This is a genomic window from Pseudomonas lurida (assembly GCF_002563895.1).
Lineage (GTDB): Bacteria > Pseudomonadota > Gammaproteobacteria > Pseudomonadales > Pseudomonadaceae > Aquipseudomonas > Aquipseudomonas lurida.
Genome location: NZ_PDJB01000001.1, coordinates 173,595 through 191,205, shown reverse-complemented (window position 1 = coordinate 191,205; position 17,611 = coordinate 173,595). Strand labels below are relative to the sequence as shown.

The following is a 17,611-nucleotide window of genomic DNA, read 5'->3' as shown; positions in this document are numbered from 1 at the left end:
GGTCAAGGGTTCCATTGATTGGAAAGGGCCGGACGTACAGTCTTCAGGTCCGGGGAGTTTTCCAGGAAGTTGTCCGGGTAGTAGCCAAAACTCGTGACACCCTGGCGCTTGAGCACACCCATCCATTCAGCCATCTGCACGGCGTCGATATCCGGCGCAGCCTTGGTGCGCCAGTCTTTGGCTTGCAGTTCGAACACGGTGCGCTCCATCGCGCCGGGGCGCGCCTTGACCGTCGCCACCAGCTTCTCCAGCCAGGCATTGGAGGTCTTGTATTCCTGGCCTTCCATCAACGGCATGGCCATGGGCGCGGTCCAGTCGTAGGTCTGGAGGAAATCATCGAGATTCTGCGCGAACCAGGTCTCGCTGCCGGGATTGAGCATCGGCTCGGCAAAGATATTGCGCGCGGTCTGCACCTGCGGCCCACCAATGGCACGGACCTTGGCGGTCAGCTCGTTGGTGAAGTCGATCAGGTAGCGGCTCTTGAAACGTGTCCAGCGCTGCATCACTGCCGGGTCGGCACGCAGGGCCTCGATGCTGTTTGGCAGGCCGTTGGCGGCGTACGCCTTGAGCGCGCCAGGGCTGGCGTCCTCGAAGTCGTTGAACACCGCATCGTCGTGGTACAGCACACCGTCGATGGCGTTGTTGCGCGCCAGGTCCTCGTAGATCTCACCGATGATCTTGCGCACCTGCGGGTCAAACGGCGACAAGCGTTTGTACTGGTCCGGGTCAAGGCCGGTCTTGCCGGTTTCCGGGTCCCAGCGCGTCACGCGGGGCAGCTTGGGGTCGAGGGCAAAGCTGAGCACCGGCATCCAGGCATACACCGCGGCATGGGCACGGGTGTGCAGTTGCCATGAGACACGGTTGAACAAGTCGGCGCGTACTGGCAGGTGGCGGTTGGGGAAGTACAGTTCATGCACCAGGCCGTCACCCTTGGGGTCGGCGAAGGCTTGCAGGAACACCGTACCTGCCCCCATGTCCACCACCCTTTGCACCAGCTGGTCGAGGTTGCGAGCCTGTTGGGCCGGGTCCGGGTCGTAGACGTTATCCAGGTCCACATGCAACACGCGCATAGGGGCCTTGGCTTGCGCCGCGACGATGCTGTTGGCGAAGTGCTCGCCGTCCGGGTCGGAAGCCACCAGGAAGCGCGGGCTGTTCATCAAGTCATTAGAGCTGTCGAGGCCATCTTCCAGGGTCAGGGCCATCTGGTAGCCCTGCTCGCCAACAATCGCCAACGAAGTGCCCTTGGCTGCACCGTACGGCCAGACCCACACGCGTGGTTTCTTGCCGGTGACTGTTTGGATCTTGTTGGAGATCGCCACCACATCGGCACGCATCCGCGCGTCGAACTGTGCCTGGCTTTCATAGCGCCCCGTGGCCGGGTCAAAGCGCAGCGAGGTCGCCGCCGGCTCCAGGTTGCCCTGCGGGTTGGCCAGAATGCCGGTGTGACTGGCATCGGTGTGCGCCGCGATTTCCACCAGGCCCGACTGGGACACTTCGCGGATCTGCTGCCAGGTGAGGAACTCGCCACGTGGCCGTGGCTGCCCGGCGAAGTCCACGGGTTTGTTCAGCGGCGTGTCGATCCAGTAGCCCACGGGCGCCAGCAACGCCGGCCAGTGGTAGGCGCGCAGGATCGGCATCACCCGCGTGTAGAAGCTCGAATAGCCGTCATCGAAGCTGAGCAAGATGGCTTTGGGCGGCAATGCCGGGCCACCGTTGCGGGCCGCCAGGATCTGGTCGACGCTGACCGCCTGGTAGCCATTCTCGCGCAGCCAGGCCAACTGCTCGATCAGACGCTCGGTGCGCACCGCCACCACCGCCTGATCGGGATCGCGGTCTTCGATATCGTGGTAGGCAATGCCCAGGAAATGGTTTTTCGGCCACGGCGCTTCGTTGGCCGGTGTCGGCCGCTCGGCGGGTGGAGTGAAAGGCGCGGGTTGCTGGGCGCAGGCACTGGCCAGCATTACGCCCAGGATCAACAGGCAACGGCTGAGGACGGTCATGGTCAGGCTCTTCTAGAAACGGTAAGTGAGGTCGACGAGCAAACGCAGATCGCGTTCACGATCACCGTCGTAAGGTCGGCTGATCAGGCTCAGGTTGGCGCCGGCGTCCAGTACATCGTTCCAGCGAAAACGTTGGCCGTAGCCGACCAGACCGATGCCACCGGTGGAATAATCCCGCTGGCTATACGTACCCGCACCGACCTGGAACTGCTGACTCCACTGGGTCTCGTAGCGGCGATAGAGCACATGGTTGATGTTGAGGACCGGCAACACGGTGAAGTCCGACTTCGGGTTGAAATAGACCGTGTCTTCCTTGCTGTTGCGGCTGGCGCCGACTTCCAGGCCCAGGTCCACTTGCACTTTGGATGAGCTGTAAAGGCCTTCACGGCCGCTGAGCAAGGCCTCGAAGCGGTCGTTGCCATCACTGAAATGGGACGGGCTGAGGGTCAGCTTCCACTCGCGGCTTTCGTTGGCACGCCAGCGGATGAAACCGCTGCCGCCATTGGCCGTGACCCCGTCGTTCAACGCTCGCAGCGGCGTGGTGGACAGGAGGTAGCCAAGGCTGCCGCCGTATTGCCAGTTGTCATTGATGTCACGGGCAATCGACACGGCGGCGCCTTGTTTTGAGCCATCGCCGTAGGAGTGGTTGGAGACCTCGGCTTCAATGGTCATGTCGCGGGTACGCCGCTCTACGCCGACAACCTGCCAACGGTGCTGGCCGGTCCCCTCTTCGAAATCGGCGCGGGCATAGCCGGCACCGGCGAACAGGCGCCAGTCTTCGTCGATGGGTGGCGTGTAGAGGCGGCTTTCAATCCCCCAGTCACGGCTCCCGGAGACGGCACCCGCATCGCCGTTGTTACCACCGCCGAAGCTTTTACCGGTGTAGGCCTCGACCCGCAGCTCGGCCATGTCATGCACATCGCGCAGGCGGCTGAGGCGCTGCACCTGGCGGTTGTCCGGGTTGCGTGCCACCACGTCATCGGTGAGCACGTCGAGCTGGCGCCACTCCTGCAGGTCCATGGCGGTGTAGGCCTGGCTCACTTCCAGGCCAATATCACGCGGAGCCTGGGCTTCGGTTTCCTTGAGGATGCCTTCGGCGCGCCGGGGCAAATCGCGGGCGCGGTACATGTCGGCCTGGGCCAGGCGCAGGCCGACATTGCCAGGGGCTTTGGCCACCAACGCCTCCAGGCCGGCTTCGCTGCCCGGCAGGTCGCCGCCGAAGACGCCAGCCTGGGCTGACAGTTGTTGCGCATCCATCCACGCGTCGCTGGGGTTGCCGACCGGCAAGCCCTTGAGCTCCACCCGTGGGTTTTGGCTTTTGGCCAGGTTGTTGGCGACCTCGCGAGCATCGTCGGCTTTGTCGCTTTCCTGCAAGGCGTAGAACAACGCCGTGGTGTCTTCGACGCGATCATCCGGCTCGGCATCGGGGGCGCTCAGCGCCTGGCGGTACAACGGTTCGGCTTTTTCCGGTTGGCGTTGGTCGAGGTAGGACGCCGCCACCCAACGCACGGCGTAGGTGGGCAATTGCACACCTTCGGCCTTGAGGGTTTCGTACTCGCGGATCACGTCAGCGGTACGCGCCCGTGCCTTGAGCGCGCCCAGGCGATCGATGCGCCAGATCAGCACATCGTCACGGGCCGTGGCGTCCGGGGTCCAACGCGCGAGGAGCTGGTCGTAGCCCTGCAAGGCCCGATCCGCGATGACATAGCGTTCTTTCTCGCTACGCGTGGCGAACTCGGCCATGCGCACGCGCTCGGCCGCCAGGTCACCTTCCAGGCGACGCTGGGTCACAGGGTCCACCAGCCCCGGACGCTGGGCCGACAGGCGCAACGCAGGCTCCGGCAAACGCGCCTTTTGCAAGGCGACGATGTATTCGCGGGCCACTTCCGGTTTATTGCCGGCGCGGATAAACGCCTGGTCGAACTCATGCAGCGCGTCGAACTGCAAGCCGGCGCGAGTCAGTGCGTAGCCGAGGGCCATGCGCCGGTTGGGGTCGTCGGGTTTGGCGGCCACCAGGGCGCGGGCGCGTTGCACCGCTTCGCTGGTTTTACCGCCATCGGCCTGGGTGAGGGCAAGGCCCAGTTGCAGGTCGACATTGTTCGGCTCACGCAGCAGCGCCTTGCGATAGACCGCCTCGGCCTGCGCCCACTGCTTCTGGTTGCGATAGGTACGTGCGACCGTGGCCAGCGCCTGGGCGGTCAAGTTGCGATTCTGACCCTGGGCCTCGTACACCTTCAGCACTTCGGCATCCTGGCCGGCCCAACCGGCAATTACCAGGTGGTCGCTGATCTGGCCTGGCGTCTGACGCTCGGCAGGCAGTTGGCGCAATTGAGTCAGGGCGGGTGTGAAGTTGCCGTTGCGCGCCTGGATGATCAGGGCGTCATAGGCCGCGTCGGCCATGGCAAAGGTGGGCATCAGCAACTGGCTGCACAAGGTTACCCCGATGAGCAGCCGCAACCGGCCTGAGGCACTGAGTGGGAGGGTTCGCAGCATATCGTGAGCTTCCTTACACACGGAAAGCTGTAACGATAGGTGGTCCTGAGCGATTTGCATCAGGGCGTCGGCGTCTCGTGACCCGACCTAGCTTTCCTGTAGGAACTATCCCCGACGCCTGTATGAAAAAGGACAATTCAGAACAATTGTTCAGAATTGCGCGCAAATCTGAAAAGCGAATGGGGGAACGGGGTTGCAAGCGATAAGGGGGTACACGCCGACGCACGCGCCGACCGTTTGACCCTTACCGCGGGCAACCCCGCTCCCCCATTATTTATTTCTGGGCGATGGCGAATTCTTTACTGCGCGCCGCCGACCGCACCGACTTTGGACATCACGAAGCCAATGAACTGCTCGACGGTCATCTTCTGGCCGTTGAAGGTCACTTCATTGTTGGCGTAATGCAGCTTGGAGACCACGTCACTGCCGACCAGGGTCGCCAGTTGCGTGCCAACGGCCATGCCACTGACCATTTCGCTGGCCATCTGGGATTGCTGCTCGATGGCCTTAGGGTCGGTCACACCGCCAACCTGCGCTTGCAGGGCGGCAACGTCGGCGATCATCGGCTTGGACAGGGTCAGGTTGGCGTCCAGCAACGAAACCATCTGCTTGCCGAGTTCAACCGGTGGCAGTTCCATGGAGGTCGGCTTGGCCAAGTCCAGCACCAGGTTGAATTTGCTTTCACCGTGGGTGGTTTTCAGGGACAGGTTTTCCAGCGCCAGGTGCGGCTTGGCAGCCAGCAATTGGTTGACGTTGGCTTCAGCAAGGGCTTGCTCGGCTTCGGTCAGTTGCAGCTCAGGCACCGGTTGGCCCGCAGCGGCAGCGGCTTGTACCGGCTGCATCTTGTCTTGATACAGCTTGGTCAGCACCAGGCCCGACGGCACATCGATGTTCTTCAAGCTCAGGGCCATGGCGGCGGAGCCGACAGGTTTGCCCTGGTAGCCGATCTCGTCGATCTTGTAATCGACGCGACCGTCCATGTTGTTGTCTTTGATCTCGCTGGAGTCTTTCTGCTCGAAGCCTTTGAGCGTCAGCACGGCCTTCTGTGGGCCGAAGGTGAGCTTGGTGTCGCTCAACTCTACGGTGTTCTGCCCGGTATAGAAGCCGAAGGTGGATTTCTCCAGGTTGCTGGCGACGGTCAGGCCAGCGAATTCAGCATCGAACGGCGTACCATTGGCGTCGACCATCGCCAGTTTGAGGCTGTTCATGTAGCCATCAACCTTGACCTTCTTGCCCTCGGCAGTGCTGTCGAAATCCAGGTTCAGGCCGGAGAAGCTGGCAGAGGAGGTGTCGTCCTTGAACTCCAGGGGCAGCAGCTCGAGATTGCCGCTCACCGAACGGCTGTAGCCGATATTGGCCACGCCTTTGAGCGGCGACACGTCTTTGGCGGCGGCGAACCATTTTTCGGTGGTGGCGTTCTTTTCCAGCGCGTAATGACTGGTGGCCATGACCGGCAGCCATTTCAGCGACACCAGGCGCGAGAACGGCAGTGGACCGTGCTCGATATGGTCGACAATCAGCAGCTCTGGGTTCGGGTTCTGCTCGCCGAAGAACGAGCCTTGGCCCTTGAGGCGGTAGTGCGCAGTGCTGCTGAACAGGCCACGGTCCAGGGACACCAGCTCCAGGGCGACGGTGCCGTCGACGCCGGCCATGGAACGTTGCAGTTCCTTGTTGGCGTCCTGCACGGCCGTTTGCAGCACCGGCTCCAGCTGCTTGCCGGTGTACCAGGCACCGCCTGCACTGACGACGCCCACGGCGACAACAAAACCCAAAAGAACGACTGCTGGCTTATTCATGAAGTGACCTGATCAAATCCTGTGAGAAGTGGGCTGTCTTCCTTGAACCCCAAGGGGGATTGGCTCAAGCCCGCCGAAAACGGGGGAAGATTAGCACTGGCGGCCGAGAACGGCCCAGCTTTTCAGAGGGATCAGTTCAGTACTAGTTCAGGAGTACTCCAACTCGATTTCATCCAATTGGTGGTCGAAACTCTTCAGGCGCGCCGTCCAGGTGTACACCAGCACCTCAAACTCGCGGTGTATCACGGCATTGCCGGGGGTGTCGGCCTTGGGGTCGCAGAAGTCCAACTGGTAGCGTTCGCGGGCCATTTGGGTCGCCACATCGGACAGTTCCCGCGCGTTATTGAGCCAATGCCTACCGTCGGCCACTTGCCGGTCGAGGGCCACGCACTGTTTTTTCAGGACTTCGAGGCTTTTTTCCAGGGGTGTGCCAGTGAGGTCGCCCATGACTTCCTGGAAGGTCCGCCCCGGCTGCCAATAGCTGCCCCAGAAATAGCGGTCGAACACGGTCTCGACCCGGCGCAGCGCAACCTTGGTGTCCCAGATCGCCACGCGGGTCTTGCCTTGCTCGAGGAGCTTTTTCTTCACCCGTTGATTTTGGTAAGAGGCCCAGGCCACGACGCCGATGGACAGGGTGCCGATCACCAGGCAGGCACTGTCGAGAAACACCATGGCCTTGTCGAGTTGATGAGCCAGCATGACGCCGTAGAAGTAGGTAGCCGACAACAATACCAGTGCGAAACACACGCACCAGAAAGCGGGAGCATAAGGGTTTTTCATTATTGGAATCCCCATGAGCAAACGCGAGCAGTGACAGGCAGAGCGTCACGGCGCTCCACCTGTCAAAGCATAGTCATTCGCTCAGGGTTTGCTGGGCTGAGACGCTTGCGTTCGTCCGCTTTCCCAACCACCGCCCAGGGCCAGGAACAGATCGATCTGGCTCATGGCAACCTGGGTGTTGGCCGCGGCCAGTTGCGCGCGCACATCGGTGTACGTGCGGGTGGCCTGCAGGTCGGCCAGGAATGACGCGCGACCCGCCTCGAAGAAGCGATGGGTCTGGTCTGCGGCCTCCCTGGCGGACTCGCCGGCTTCGGCCAGGGCGTCGCGGCGTTGCAACTGCGCGGTGTATTGCGCAAGGCCGGTCTGGGTTTCACGGATGGCGTTGAGCACCACGCCGTCGAAATGCGCCAAGGCGCCCTGGGTTGCGGCTTCGGCTTCATGGATACGGGCGCGTGCGCCGTTGGTCGGCACCGACCAACTGATCAGCGGGCCAAAACCCCAGCGGTTGGTCGCCGGTGTGCCCAGGTCATCGAGAATCCCGACAGTGCCCACCGTGGCGCCGATGCTGATGTCTGGGTACAGCGCGCCAGTGGCCACACCGATTCGCGCGGTGGCGGCCGCCAGTTGACGTTCAGCCTGGCGTACATCCGGGCGACGCTTGAGCAAGGTCGCGCCATCACCGACCGGCAGCAGCTGGGCGATGTGCGGCAGCTCGGCGCACGTGCCGGTGCCCGCTGGCAGTTGATCCAGCGGCTTGGCCAGCAACATCGACAGGCGGTACAGACCGGCCTGGCGTGCCGCTTCGTAGCGCGGCATGTCGGCGCGCAAGGATTTGTACTGGGTCTGCGAACGGGTCACCTGGGTTTCATCACCACGCCCGGCGTCGCGCAGGCGCTGGGTCAGCTTGGTGCTCTGTGCCTGCAGGTCGAGGGACTCGTTGGCGATTGCCAGCTCTTCGTTGGCCGCACACACCTGGGTGTAGGAACGCACCACATCCGCGACCAACGTGATGCGGGCGATGTCGGCGGCGGCCTGGGCCGCATCGGCGCTGGCCTGGGCGCTTTCGATGCCGCGCTGCAGGGTGCCGAACAAGTCGAACTGATAGGACGTGCTGATACTGGCACTGCCGATGTTGGCCACCGGGACTTTTTCGGTCAGCAGAAAGGCTTCGCCCGACTCCTGAAGGCGCTGGGCCTCAGCCTTGGCACCGGCGCTCCAACCGCCTGCAGATTCAGCTTCCTGGGTCTGGAACCGAGCGCGTTGCAGGTTGGCGGCGGCCACACGCAAGTCGGTGTTGGAAGCCATGGCCTGGCGCACCAGCTCATCCAGGCGCGGGTCTTTGTAGAGTTTCCACCAGTCCGCCGGCACCGGCGCCGACACAACGTTGTGACCGTCGCCCGCGAGTTGCCCTTGCAGGTCCCCACGGTTGACGGCCGACGTTTCCGGCAGCTTGTAATCCGGCCCCACCACTTGGCAGGCCGACAGCAACAACCCCAACGCAGCGGTTGCCATCAGTTGCTTCATGGTTTGTCTCCGTCTTTGACTGCGTCGCCAATGATCGACACCGTCGCCGTGCGCCCGGCGATCATGCGGAAGTCCGCCGGTACATCATCAAAGGCGATACGCACCGGAATCCGCTGGGCCAGGCGCACCCAGCTGAACGCCGGGTTGACGTTGGGCAACAGGTTGGAGCCGCTGCTGCGGTCGCGGTCCTCGATACCGGCGACGATGCTCTGCACATGGCCACGCAGGCGGGCGTTATCACCAATCACACGGATGTCGACGCTCATGCCGACGTGAATGCCGTCGAGCTTGGTCTCTTCGAAGTAGCCATCGATATGGAAGGAATTGCTGTCCACCACCGACAGCACCGGCCGCCCGGCGGTGACGAACTCCTGGGTGCGCGGCGCACGGTCGTTGACGTAACCGTCCACGGGGCTGCGGATCACCGAGCGATCGAGGTTGAGCTGGGCGGAATCCACTGTTACCTGGGCCTCGGCGAGGGCCGACTGGGCGCGGGCGACGCGGGACTGGCTTTCTTCCAGCTGCTCGCTGGGCACCAGGTTGCCGAGGCCACGGTTACGCTTGTACTCGCGTTGGGCCTGGGCCAGGGTTTCCTGGCGGTCGGCCACGGCGGCCTGGGCTTGGCGCAGGGCCAGCTTGAAACGGTCCTGGTCGACGGCGAACAGCACCTGGCCCTTGGTCACCAACTGGTTGTCGCGCACGTCAACGCGCTGGATCAGCCCGGACACATCCGGGGCGATCTGCACGATGTCGGCACGGATGTGGCCGTCTCGGGTCCAGGGGGCAAACATGTAGTACATGACCATGCGCCATACCACGACGACCGCAAACGTCACGATCAACAGCGTCAGGACTACACGGCCGATGGTCAAAAAAGGTTTTTTCATGTCATCAGGTATCGACTGAGTGAGTCCACCGCGCCCAGCAACAGCGCGTAGAGCCCCACATTGAACAATGCCCGGTGCCAGACCAGGCGATAGAAGTGGACGCGGGTCAACAGCCCGTGCACCACCAGGAACAACACATACGTAATGCCCATCAGCACCAGCAGCGTGGGCAGGAATACGCCGCTGATATCCAGGTCACCGATCATAAAGGCGCTCCATCAGGTAGCGGCGCTTGCATCTCGGTGCCGCCAATAAATTCCACGCCCGGCAGCAGCGACAGGCGCAGCCCGGCCAGCGCGTGCAGCAGGTGCAGGCGCGTATCGTCTTCGTCTTGCAGGCCTTGGCCGTTGAGGGCGCGGCGCGTGCGGTCCAGGGTCATCAGCAGACCGCTGGGCGCGGGCAGGCGTTCACCGGCCTTGAGACAGGCCTTGAAATAACCGCCCACACCTTCCACCACCTGGTTGAGCAGCACCCGCGGCACACCGAGGATGCGCGGCGAATAGGCCAGCAAGTCGAGCAGGTTCAGCGCCACGCGCAAATCGCGCAGCGCGGTGCCAGTGTCCTGGTTGATCAGGGCCAGGCGCGGCAGGTGCTGCATCAAACGGTCGAGCATTTGCACGGCCATGTGCCGATGTTCGGCCAGGGTCGCCGGCTCGGTGAGGGTGACGATGTCGCGCCAGCTGAACCGAGTCAGGCGCTTGGCTGCGAGTTCAGCGCCGAAGGGCCGCGCAATCAGTGTCCACACAAAGGCAAACAACAAGCCCACCGGCCCCGCCAGATTGACGTTGGCGAAGTTGAGGAAGTCTGCGTCATAGGCGCCCTGGATGCTGATGAACGACGAGGTGTTCACCAGCGTCAGCAGCATGCCCAGGTAGAAGCGCGGCTGCACAGTGAGTGTGCCGATGCAGATAAACGGCACCGCGAACGCCAGTACCAGCATCGGGAAGTCGTGCAGGTTGGGCAGCACCAGGAACAGATAGAGGCTGGCAAACAGCACCGACATGGCGGTCCAGAAAAAGAACCGGTAGATCTGCGGCGCCGGGTCGTCCATCGAGGCGAAAAAGCTGCAGGCGACGGCGGCGAGGATCACCGCGCTGCCACCGTCGGTCCAACCGAGCAGGATCCACAACACCGAGGCGACGATGATTGCGGTCACGGTGGAAAACGCCGAGTAGAACATCAAGCCACGGTCAAGGAACGGCGTGAGCCGCCCCAGGCGCCAGTGACGGTACACCGCGCGCCAGGAGTCCTGGCTTTCACACTGGATGGCGGCTTGCAGGCTGCGGCAGTCTTGCCACAGGTCGATCCATTCACCCAGGCGATACAGGGCATTGGAAAACAGCAGCGTGTGACGGTCGTCCAGCGCTTCGCCCTGGGGTTGAGCGGCGTCGACCTGGTCGCGCAGCACGCGCCAGCGTTCAAGGGGCGCCGTCTCGGTGGTGCTTTCCAGCCAGGCGTTGGCCGCTTCCAGCAATGGCGTGAGCTGACCGACAAACTCCGGGGCGCGGTGTTCGATGGCGTACACCGCGTCGTCCAGGGCATCGATCACCGGCAGCAAGTGGATCATGCGGCCGCGCAGTTCCTTGGTGTTGCGCACCGTCTGCGGCCGCGCGCCTTCGTGGGGCAACTGGCCGATCATCAGTTCGAGGGTGTTGAACGTGGCAACCATACCGCCGCGCAGCGTGCTGATTTCCTCAGGCGCCACCTGGCGCGTGAGGAAGCGCTGGCTATAGACCTGGGCGTCGGCAAACCATTTGGCGACCGAGCCATCGAACACCGGCATCAGCCGGCGCGGCCAGAACATCGCGCCCACCACGGCGGCCACGGCGATGCCGAGGAAGATCTCTTCGGTGCGCGCCTCAGCCACGTCCCACACCGCCAACGGGTTATCCACCACCGGCAGGGCGATCAGCGGCAGGGTGTAGCCGGCGAGCATCAGGGCGTAGTTGTTGGCGGTGCGCAGGTGCATGGAGAGAAACAACAAGGTGCCCGTCCACAAGGCAATCACCACCACCAGCAGGTAAGGCGACTGCACGAACATCGGCACAAAAATCACCGCCGCCGCAGCCCCCATGAAGGTGCCGATGGCGCGGTACAGCGCTTTGGAACTGGTAGGGCCGACAAATGGGCTGGAGACGATATACACCGTGGCCATCGCCCAGTACGGACGCGGCATTTGCATGAGCATGGCGATGTACAAGGCAATCATCGAGGCCGCAAAGGTACGGACCCCATAGAACCAATCACGGGCGGGCGGGAAACCGGTAAAAAATCCGTTCAAAGCGACGCCGCCTCAAACGCGCGCAGCACACGCAGCGCGGCTTCCAGATCGCTGGAGGCGATATCCGCCAGCACGTCCTTGCGCAGGCGCACCAGTTGCACCTCCACCGCCTGCACCAGCTCGCGACCACGCTCAGTAAGGCTCAGGGCCTTGGCGCGACGGTCGTGGACATCCTCGGTACGGCACACGTAGCCATCGGTACACAGCCGGTCGAGCAGGCGCACCAGGGACGGGCTTTCCATCCCCGACGCCTGGGCGACTTTGACCTGGTGCACACCGTCACCCAGGCGGCCGATCATCAACAACGGCACGGCGCAGGCTTCGGAGATGCCATAGCTCACCAGCGTGGTCTGGCAGATTTTGCGCCAGTTGCGGGCGCCCACCACCATGCTGCTGCTGAGGTTCATCTGGAGTTGTTCGAGGGACTGAGGCACGGGATCGTTCGCATACAGTTAGTTTGCTAACTATCAATATGATCGATGGGTCCAAATGCGTCAAGTTTTGAAACAATTTAGCGGATGGGTGGTGGCCGGCAGGGCAAGTAACGCGGGTTTGGGCACGGGTGGAGAATTTTCCACCACTGCAAAACATTGTGGGCGCTGGCCCCTCAAGGCGGTGCTGGGCGTCGTCCATCAAGCCCAGGCCGTCGCGCGCAGAGGCAAGGCCGTGCGTCGAGCCTTTTCACTGCCCTCGCCCACCCCGCAACATCAGGTTCAACTCATCCACCACCTCGGCCCAATCCGCATCCTCCAGGATCTCCTCGCGCAAAAACGCCTTCTGGCTATCGGTCCAGAAAAACGCCTCCGCCAGCTTCAACTCCGGCTTGAGCGGCGAGTGAACCGCCACAAACTGCTCGATACTCACCGGGTCGTCCGGCAGACCCAACTGCTTGAACAGTGACGGCAAGCTGTGCACAGGCGATTCCATGGTGGGCTCCTGGTAGAAAAGCATTCACCCAGTCTAGCGGCAGCCCTCGGGTTGCGCTGACGGTACGTTGCACAACACAAACAACCGCGCCCGCGCACCGCCACCATCCTGGCGGCTGAGTTCGCGCCAGCCATCGGGCAGCGGGGCGAAATCGTCCGGCGCCTCGTTGCTGCTGATCAGCCACACGCGACGGGTATTGGCAGGCAGCGCCGACAGATGGTCAAGGTAGATGCGCCCGCCGTCCTGGTCCACCAGGGTGCCGAAGCCATAGGCATTCGGCCGCGTTGGCGTGCCGTCGGGTTTGGGCGGGGTATAGAGTTGCAGTTGGGCGTCGGTCTGGTCGTAATACACGTAGCTGAGGTACCACATCATGTCGCTGAGGACGATGCGGTCGTCTTCCTGGTAGTTGCGGTTGACGAACTCCACCGGCACGTTGAACTGGTCGTGCTCGTCGACGGTGAAATTGTTCTTCAACCCTGCCAGTTCAACGCCGGCAAACAGCACGAACAACGCCGCTCCCAGCAGTGAAAACCGTGACGGCAGGCGATCGATGGCCATCGCCATCACGACCGGCAAGCCCAGGGCGTAAACCGTCAGGTAACGCTCGATAAATACCGGGGAGATAAACGACACACCGTAGACCAACAGCAGCGGCAACAGGAAAAACAGCGCCAGCAGGCTAGCCGGTCGATGGCGCTCACGGTCACGCCAGGCGGTGATGACCACGACAGCCACCAACAGCAGCGGAAACAGCCAGAACAGCGGTGCCCAGAAGCCGACGCCTTCATCCTGGAGCACGAATTGCCAGATCATCGAGGGCAGGGAATACAGGCTGACGGGCTCTTCCCAGCCAATGTCGCCCCCCACCTTGAGTTGCTCGACGTGTTGCACCAGGTCGAGCAGGTTCGGCAGCCACGGCAGGTACACCAGCACAATCGCCGCGTTGGCCACCCACCAGGCCGGCCGCGTGATCAGGCGCTGGCCTCGCGGCGCAGTGCCACACAGCACACCCAGGTAGGCCCAATGCACCAGCACGCACAGCGCGGTGAAATAATGGGTGTAGAACCCGGCACTCATCAACACGACATACGCCGCCAGATAACGCGTACGCTCGGGTTGACGCACCCAGTACACCAAGGCCAGCGTGGCGCCCAGCAACCACACGCCCAGCAGGGAGTACATGCGCACTTCCTGGCTGTAGCGCACCGCCGTCGGCAACAGTGCCATCAGGATCCCCGCCAATACCGCAGCCCGCCGGGTAGACAGTTGCCGGGTCAGCCAGATGCCCAGGCCCACGGCGACCACACCGGGAATGGCGCTCATGCCGCGTATCGACCAGATGCTGTCGCCAAACAGTTCGATCCAGCCGCGCAGCAGGAAAAAGTACAGCGGCGGGTGCACATCGTGCGCGGCGTGGAACCACAGGTCGCCCAGGGCGTATTCGCTGAGCAGCAGGCTCGAGCCTTCGTCACCCCAGATCGCCGCCGCCGTCAGGTGGTAAAAGCGCAGGGCCAACGCCAGCGCCAGGATCGGTACCCACCACAATCGGGTGATCCAGCCCGCCCCCTCCCAAGTGAAGCGATTGAGTGCGGGCAAGGTCCCGACCTTTTCGTTTTGCTCTACTACAGACCGACCCACCTCAATTCCCCTGATCGCCCAGACGCAAACACCGCCACTCTAGGACAAAAGCCCCAGATCCGCTGCTGGAATCGGACAAATCAGCAATTTGTGCAGGGCTTCTCCGAAGCAACAGTAGGAACACGCTATTATTGCCCCCCTCCAAGGACTCAGGATCAAGGACACGTCATGCGCATCGGTTTTCTGTCACCCCTGGCACTGGCACTGCTCGCGGGTATTTCCCAACCGGCCCAGGCCAGTTCCGACGACTCGTGCTACCCCGACTGGCGGGTCTCGCGTGACAGCCTCGACTCATGCAGCAACCAGCCCTTCCTCAGCCCCGGTAACGACAGTCGCATCAACTTGCGCCTTCTGCTGGCTGACAAAAAGGCCGCGGCGCTGACGCCCAACGCCCTGAGCGAAGACGACCTGTCCCAGGGGTTTGGCCCGGTGCCCTTCCCGGTCTACCGCCTCGCGCCTATTTCCAGCACAAACGAGGAGCCCGACAACGCGCCGGACGACTCACGCACCGCCGAACTCGACGCGCTGCTTCAACCCCTGGGCATCAAGCGCGAGGAATTTAAGACCGCAGGCGAAGCGTTCCTCAATGGCGAAGGCAGCCGCTGCCGCAGCAATGATGATGACAGCGCCACCGCGTTTATCAGCCAGGTGATCAAGGCCGACATGCCGGCGACAGAGCGCGAGTTGCTGGTGAAAGCGCGCTTGCAGTTACTCACTGCCTGCTCGTGGGAAGGCCAGGTGGTAGACGCCCAGCAGATCCAGTCCATCGACGGCCAACTGCTGCGCACTTACCTGCAAGCCGCCGCCGACTTCTACAGCGGTCGCTTCGGTGACGCCGAGCGTGGGTTTGCCGCCGCCAGCAGCAGCAAACTGCCGTGGCTGACAGAGACCGCGCTGTACATGACCGCGCGCACTTCATTGAACCAGGCCCAGGCCGAAGCCTTCGACGAATATGGCATGCCGCGCCTCGAGCATGTGGATAAGTCCGCCCTGAGCGATGCCGAGGGAGGTTTCCTCACCTACCTGAAAACTTATCCACAGGGCGATTACGTGGCCTCCGCCCGTGGCCTGTTGCGCCGCGTTTACTGGCTGGCGGGGGACAACGTCAAACTCGCCGAGGCCTATGCTTGGGCGATGACCCAGGCAACGGATACGCAGCGCAATGTGTCCGTGGATGAACTGGTGGAGGAAGCTGACCTCAAGCTGTTGATGGTCAATAGCGAGACCGTCACCACCCCCATGATCCAGTTTGTCAGTGACCTGATGGTGATGCGCGGGGGCGACCAACCCGCCCTCTCCCGCGCCGACCTGGAAAAGCAAAAAACCGCATTCGCCAGTGAGCCGCAGCTGTACGACTACTTGCTGGCGGTGAGTGCGCTGTACACCGAACATCAACCGGACGCCGCCTTGAAGCAATTGCCGCAGAGCGTGCCTTCGAGCCTGGATTACTTCGCCTTCAGCCAGCAGACCCTGCGCGCCCTGGCCCTGGAAGCGAAGCAAGACTGGAAAGGCGCCGAGGCGCTCTGGCTGCAATTGCTGCCGCTGGCGAAACTGCCACTGCAACGCGACCAGCTGGAATTGGCCCTGGCCATGAACTACGAGCGCAGCGGCCAGGTGGCCAAGGTGTTCGCCGCCGACTCGCCGATCAGCGCCAAGCAGGTGCGCTACATCCTGCTGCGCAACGTTGCGGGCCCCGAGTTGCTGCGCCAACAGATCGCCCAGGCCAGCGACCCACTGGAACGCCAGACCGCACAATTCGTCTTGCTCTACAAAGACTTGCTGCGTGGTCAGTTCGCGACCTTCGCCGAAGACCTCAAGCAACTGCCGGCCCAGGCTTCGGAAGACAAACTGGGCACCAGCCTGGGCTACGTCTACAGCGCCAGCCAGACCTTGAAGCTGTTCCAGTGGAATGGCGACAAAGCCGAGTCTGGCTACGCCTGCCCGAGCATTGCGCACATTGCCGCGACCTTGCAGGGTGATGCCAGGAACCCACAGGGCCTGAACTGCCTGGGCGAGTTCATCCTGCGTAACGGCCTGGACGGCATGCCGTTGGAGCAGGCACGCGCCGCCGGCAGCCTGGGCAGCACCGCGTCGGACTTCAAGGGGGAAACCTTCTCGCGCCTGGAGGGCTACAAACAGGTGATCGGCAACGCCAAGGCGCCGAAGAACGACAAGGCCTACGCGCTGTTTCGCGCGATCAACTGCTACGCACCGTCCGGCTACAACAGCTGCGGCGGGCAAGACGTTGGACCTGCCGTGCGCAAAGCCTGGTTCCGCCAGTTGAAAAGCAGCTTCGCCGACACTCAGTGGGGCAAGTCGCTGCAGTACTACTGGTGAAACACCTGTGGCTAGGCTTGCTGTTGCTGGCAAGCCCGGCTTTCGGCGCCGTCGACGCCCGCGACTATGATGCCTTCTGGCTGTGGAGCGGCGTCACGCCGCAACCGGTGCTCAAACAGGCCAAGTCCCTGTACATCCTCCAGGGCCAGATCAACTCCACCCGCCGCGCGCCGCAACGTGGCGTGCAACTGATCGCCCAGGGCATGAGCGTGCCGCGCCTGACCCAGGGCGAAGTCTGGGTGGTCTACCGCGCCCACACCCTGCACTGGCCCGAGCCGGTCTACACCCAACTGCTCGGCCAGGTGCAACGCTGGCGCGAGGCGGGCAACCCGGTGGTCGGTATCCAGATCGACTTCGACGCCCGCACCCAGTACCTGCACGAATACGCCGAGTTCCTGCGCGACCTGCGCCAACGCTTGCCTGCCGACCTGCGCCTGAGCATCACCGGCCTGATGGACTGGAGCAGCAACGCCAATCCGGCGGCCATCGCCCAGCTCAAGGGTGTGGTGGATGAAGTGGTGGTGCAGACGTATCAGGGTCGCCACAGCATCCCGGATTACGCGGCGTACTTGCCACGCATGAACCGGCTAGGGCTGCCGTTCAAGATTGGCTTGATCCAGGGCGGCGCGTGGGAAGCGCCGGGGTATCTGAAGGACAGCGAATGGTTTCGAGGCTATGTGGTGTTCTTGCAAAACCCTTGATGCGCGCAACCTGCAGGCGCTATCCACACCACGCAGGTCACCGCGCTGGGCCTGTGGGGAGTGAGCTTGCTCCCGCTGGCGGCCTGACAGGCGACCGAAATCTAACCGTCACCCCACGCTCCAACTGTGGGAGCGGGCTTGCCCGCGACGGCGGCCTGACAGGCGACCTGGATGTTGGATCAGACCGGGTACCTATCCATTGCTGCGGTCAGGGCTGCTACGGGTTCCGCGCTTACAGCGGGTCACT

13 protein-coding genes are annotated in these 17,611 nt (G+C 63.0%); 2 read left to right on the top strand and 11 right to left on the bottom strand.

The window, feature by feature from the left end; genetic code table 11:
* Window positions 1–2: 2 nt before the first annotated feature.
* From pgaB to ATH90_RS00830, 11 genes are all read right to left on the bottom strand, one after another.
* Entirely contained in the window at window positions 3–2,000 is a 1,998-nt protein-coding gene (gene pgaB, locus ATH90_RS00880) for a poly-beta-1,6-N-acetyl-D-glucosamine N-deacetylase PgaB (protein ID WP_098465525.1), read from the bottom strand.
* A 12-nt stretch (window positions 2,001–2,012) separates the two neighbouring features.
* A complete protein-coding gene (gene pgaA / locus ATH90_RS00875; RefSeq protein ID WP_034101842.1) occupies window positions 2,013–4,493 on the bottom strand; it encodes a poly-beta-1,6 N-acetyl-D-glucosamine export porin PgaA in 2,481 nt (826 codons plus the stop codon).
* A gap of 299 nt (window positions 4,494–4,792) precedes the next feature.
* Window positions 4,793–6,289, bottom strand: a complete 1,497-nt coding sequence (locus ATH90_RS00870) for a YdgA family protein (RefSeq protein ID WP_098465524.1) — start codon at window positions 6,287–6,289, stop codon at window positions 4,793–4,795.
* 147 nt (window positions 6,290–6,436) lie between these two features.
* Window positions 6,437–7,069: a hypothetical protein gene (locus tag ATH90_RS00865; RefSeq protein WP_010214242.1), complete on the bottom strand. Its 633-nt coding sequence runs from the start codon at window positions 7,067–7,069 to the stop codon at window positions 6,437–6,439.
* An 81-nt stretch (window positions 7,070–7,150) separates the two neighbouring features.
* Window positions 7,151–8,593, bottom strand: a complete 1,443-nt coding sequence (locus tag ATH90_RS00860; RefSeq protein ID WP_098465523.1) for an efflux transporter outer membrane subunit — start codon at window positions 8,591–8,593, stop codon at window positions 7,151–7,153.
* On the bottom strand, window positions 8,590–9,480 hold the full coding sequence (locus ATH90_RS00855; RefSeq protein WP_034101839.1) for an efflux RND transporter periplasmic adaptor subunit: 891 nt from the start codon (window positions 9,478–9,480) through the stop codon (window positions 8,590–8,592). Before ATH90_RS00855 ends, ATH90_RS00860 begins: the two co-directional genes overlap by 4 nt.
* Window positions 9,477–9,686, bottom strand: a complete 210-nt coding sequence (locus ATH90_RS00850; protein WP_012721577.1) for a DUF1656 domain-containing protein — start codon at window positions 9,684–9,686, stop codon at window positions 9,477–9,479. The genes ATH90_RS00855 and ATH90_RS00850 overlap by 4 nt, the downstream gene beginning before the upstream one ends.
* Entirely contained in the window at window positions 9,683–11,761 is a 2,079-nt protein-coding gene (locus ATH90_RS00845) for an FUSC family protein (RefSeq protein ID WP_034101838.1), read from the bottom strand. The genes ATH90_RS00850 and ATH90_RS00845 overlap by 4 nt, the downstream gene beginning before the upstream one ends.
* Window positions 11,758–12,168, bottom strand: coding sequence for a MarR family winged helix-turn-helix transcriptional regulator (locus tag ATH90_RS00840; RefSeq protein WP_069021082.1), 411 nt, complete (start codon window positions 12,166–12,168; stop codon window positions 11,758–11,760). Before ATH90_RS00840 ends, ATH90_RS00845 begins: the two co-directional genes overlap by 4 nt.
* A 274-nt stretch (window positions 12,169–12,442) precedes the next feature.
* Window positions 12,443–12,688, bottom strand: a complete 246-nt coding sequence (locus ATH90_RS00835) for a DUF2789 domain-containing protein (protein WP_034101836.1) — start codon at window positions 12,686–12,688, stop codon at window positions 12,443–12,445.
* A 33-nt stretch (window positions 12,689–12,721) separates the two neighbouring features.
* On the bottom strand, window positions 12,722–14,326 hold the full coding sequence (locus ATH90_RS00830; protein ID WP_098465522.1) for a glycosyltransferase family 39 protein: 1,605 nt from the start codon (window positions 14,324–14,326) through the stop codon (window positions 12,722–12,724).
* 168 nt (window positions 14,327–14,494) lie between these two features.
* On the opposite strand from ATH90_RS00830, the gene ATH90_RS00825 reads away from it, so the two are divergent.
* Both ATH90_RS00825 and ATH90_RS00820 read left to right on the top strand, forming a co-directional pair.
* The gene (locus ATH90_RS00825) at window positions 14,495–16,663 is read left to right on the top strand and encodes a PA5441 family protein (protein WP_098465521.1); all 2,169 of its coding nucleotides are present in this window, start codon (window positions 14,495–14,497) and stop codon (window positions 16,661–16,663) included.
* Complete coding sequence (locus ATH90_RS00820; protein ID WP_098465520.1) at window positions 16,660–17,364, top strand: DUF3142 domain-containing protein; 705 nt, start codon at window positions 16,660–16,662, stop codon at window positions 17,362–17,364. The genes ATH90_RS00825 and ATH90_RS00820 overlap by 4 nt, the downstream gene beginning before the upstream one ends.
* Window positions 17,365–17,611: the final 247 nt, after the last annotated feature.

Excerpts from the sequence above, each read along its gene's own strand:
- ATH90_RS00860 (WP_098465523.1), bottom strand. The coding sequence starts at position 8,593 with ATGAAGCAACTGATGGCAACCGCTGCGTTGGGGTTGTTGCTGTCGGCC.
- pgaA (WP_034101842.1), bottom strand. The coding sequence starts at position 4,493 with ATGCTGCGAACCCTCCCACTCAGTGCCTCAGGCCGGTTGCGGCTGCTC.
- ATH90_RS00835 (WP_034101836.1), bottom strand. The coding sequence starts at position 12,688 with ATGGAATCGCCTGTGCACAGCTTGCCGTCACTGTTCAAGCAGTTGGGT.
- ATH90_RS00870 (WP_098465524.1), bottom strand. The coding sequence starts at position 6,289 with ATGAATAAGCCAGCAGTCGTTCTTTTGGGTTTTGTTGTCGCCGTGGGC.
- ATH90_RS00850 (WP_012721577.1), bottom strand. The coding sequence starts at position 9,686 with ATGATCGGTGACCTGGATATCAGCGGCGTATTCCTGCCCACGCTGCTG.
- ATH90_RS00855 (WP_034101839.1), bottom strand. The coding sequence starts at position 9,480 with ATGAAAAAACCTTTTTTGACCATCGGCCGTGTAGTCCTGACGCTGTTG.
- ATH90_RS00865 (WP_010214242.1), bottom strand. The coding sequence starts at position 7,069 with ATGAAAAACCCTTATGCTCCCGCTTTCTGGTGCGTGTGTTTCGCACTG.
- ATH90_RS00840 (WP_069021082.1), bottom strand. The coding sequence starts at position 12,168 with ATGAACCTCAGCAGCAGCATGGTGGTGGGCGCCCGCAACTGGCGCAAA.
- ATH90_RS00825 (WP_098465521.1), top strand. The coding sequence starts at position 14,495 with ATGCGCATCGGTTTTCTGTCACCCCTGGCACTGGCACTGCTCGCGGGT.
- pgaB (WP_098465525.1), bottom strand. The coding sequence starts at position 2,000 with ATGACCGTCCTCAGCCGTTGCCTGTTGATCCTGGGCGTAATGCTGGCC.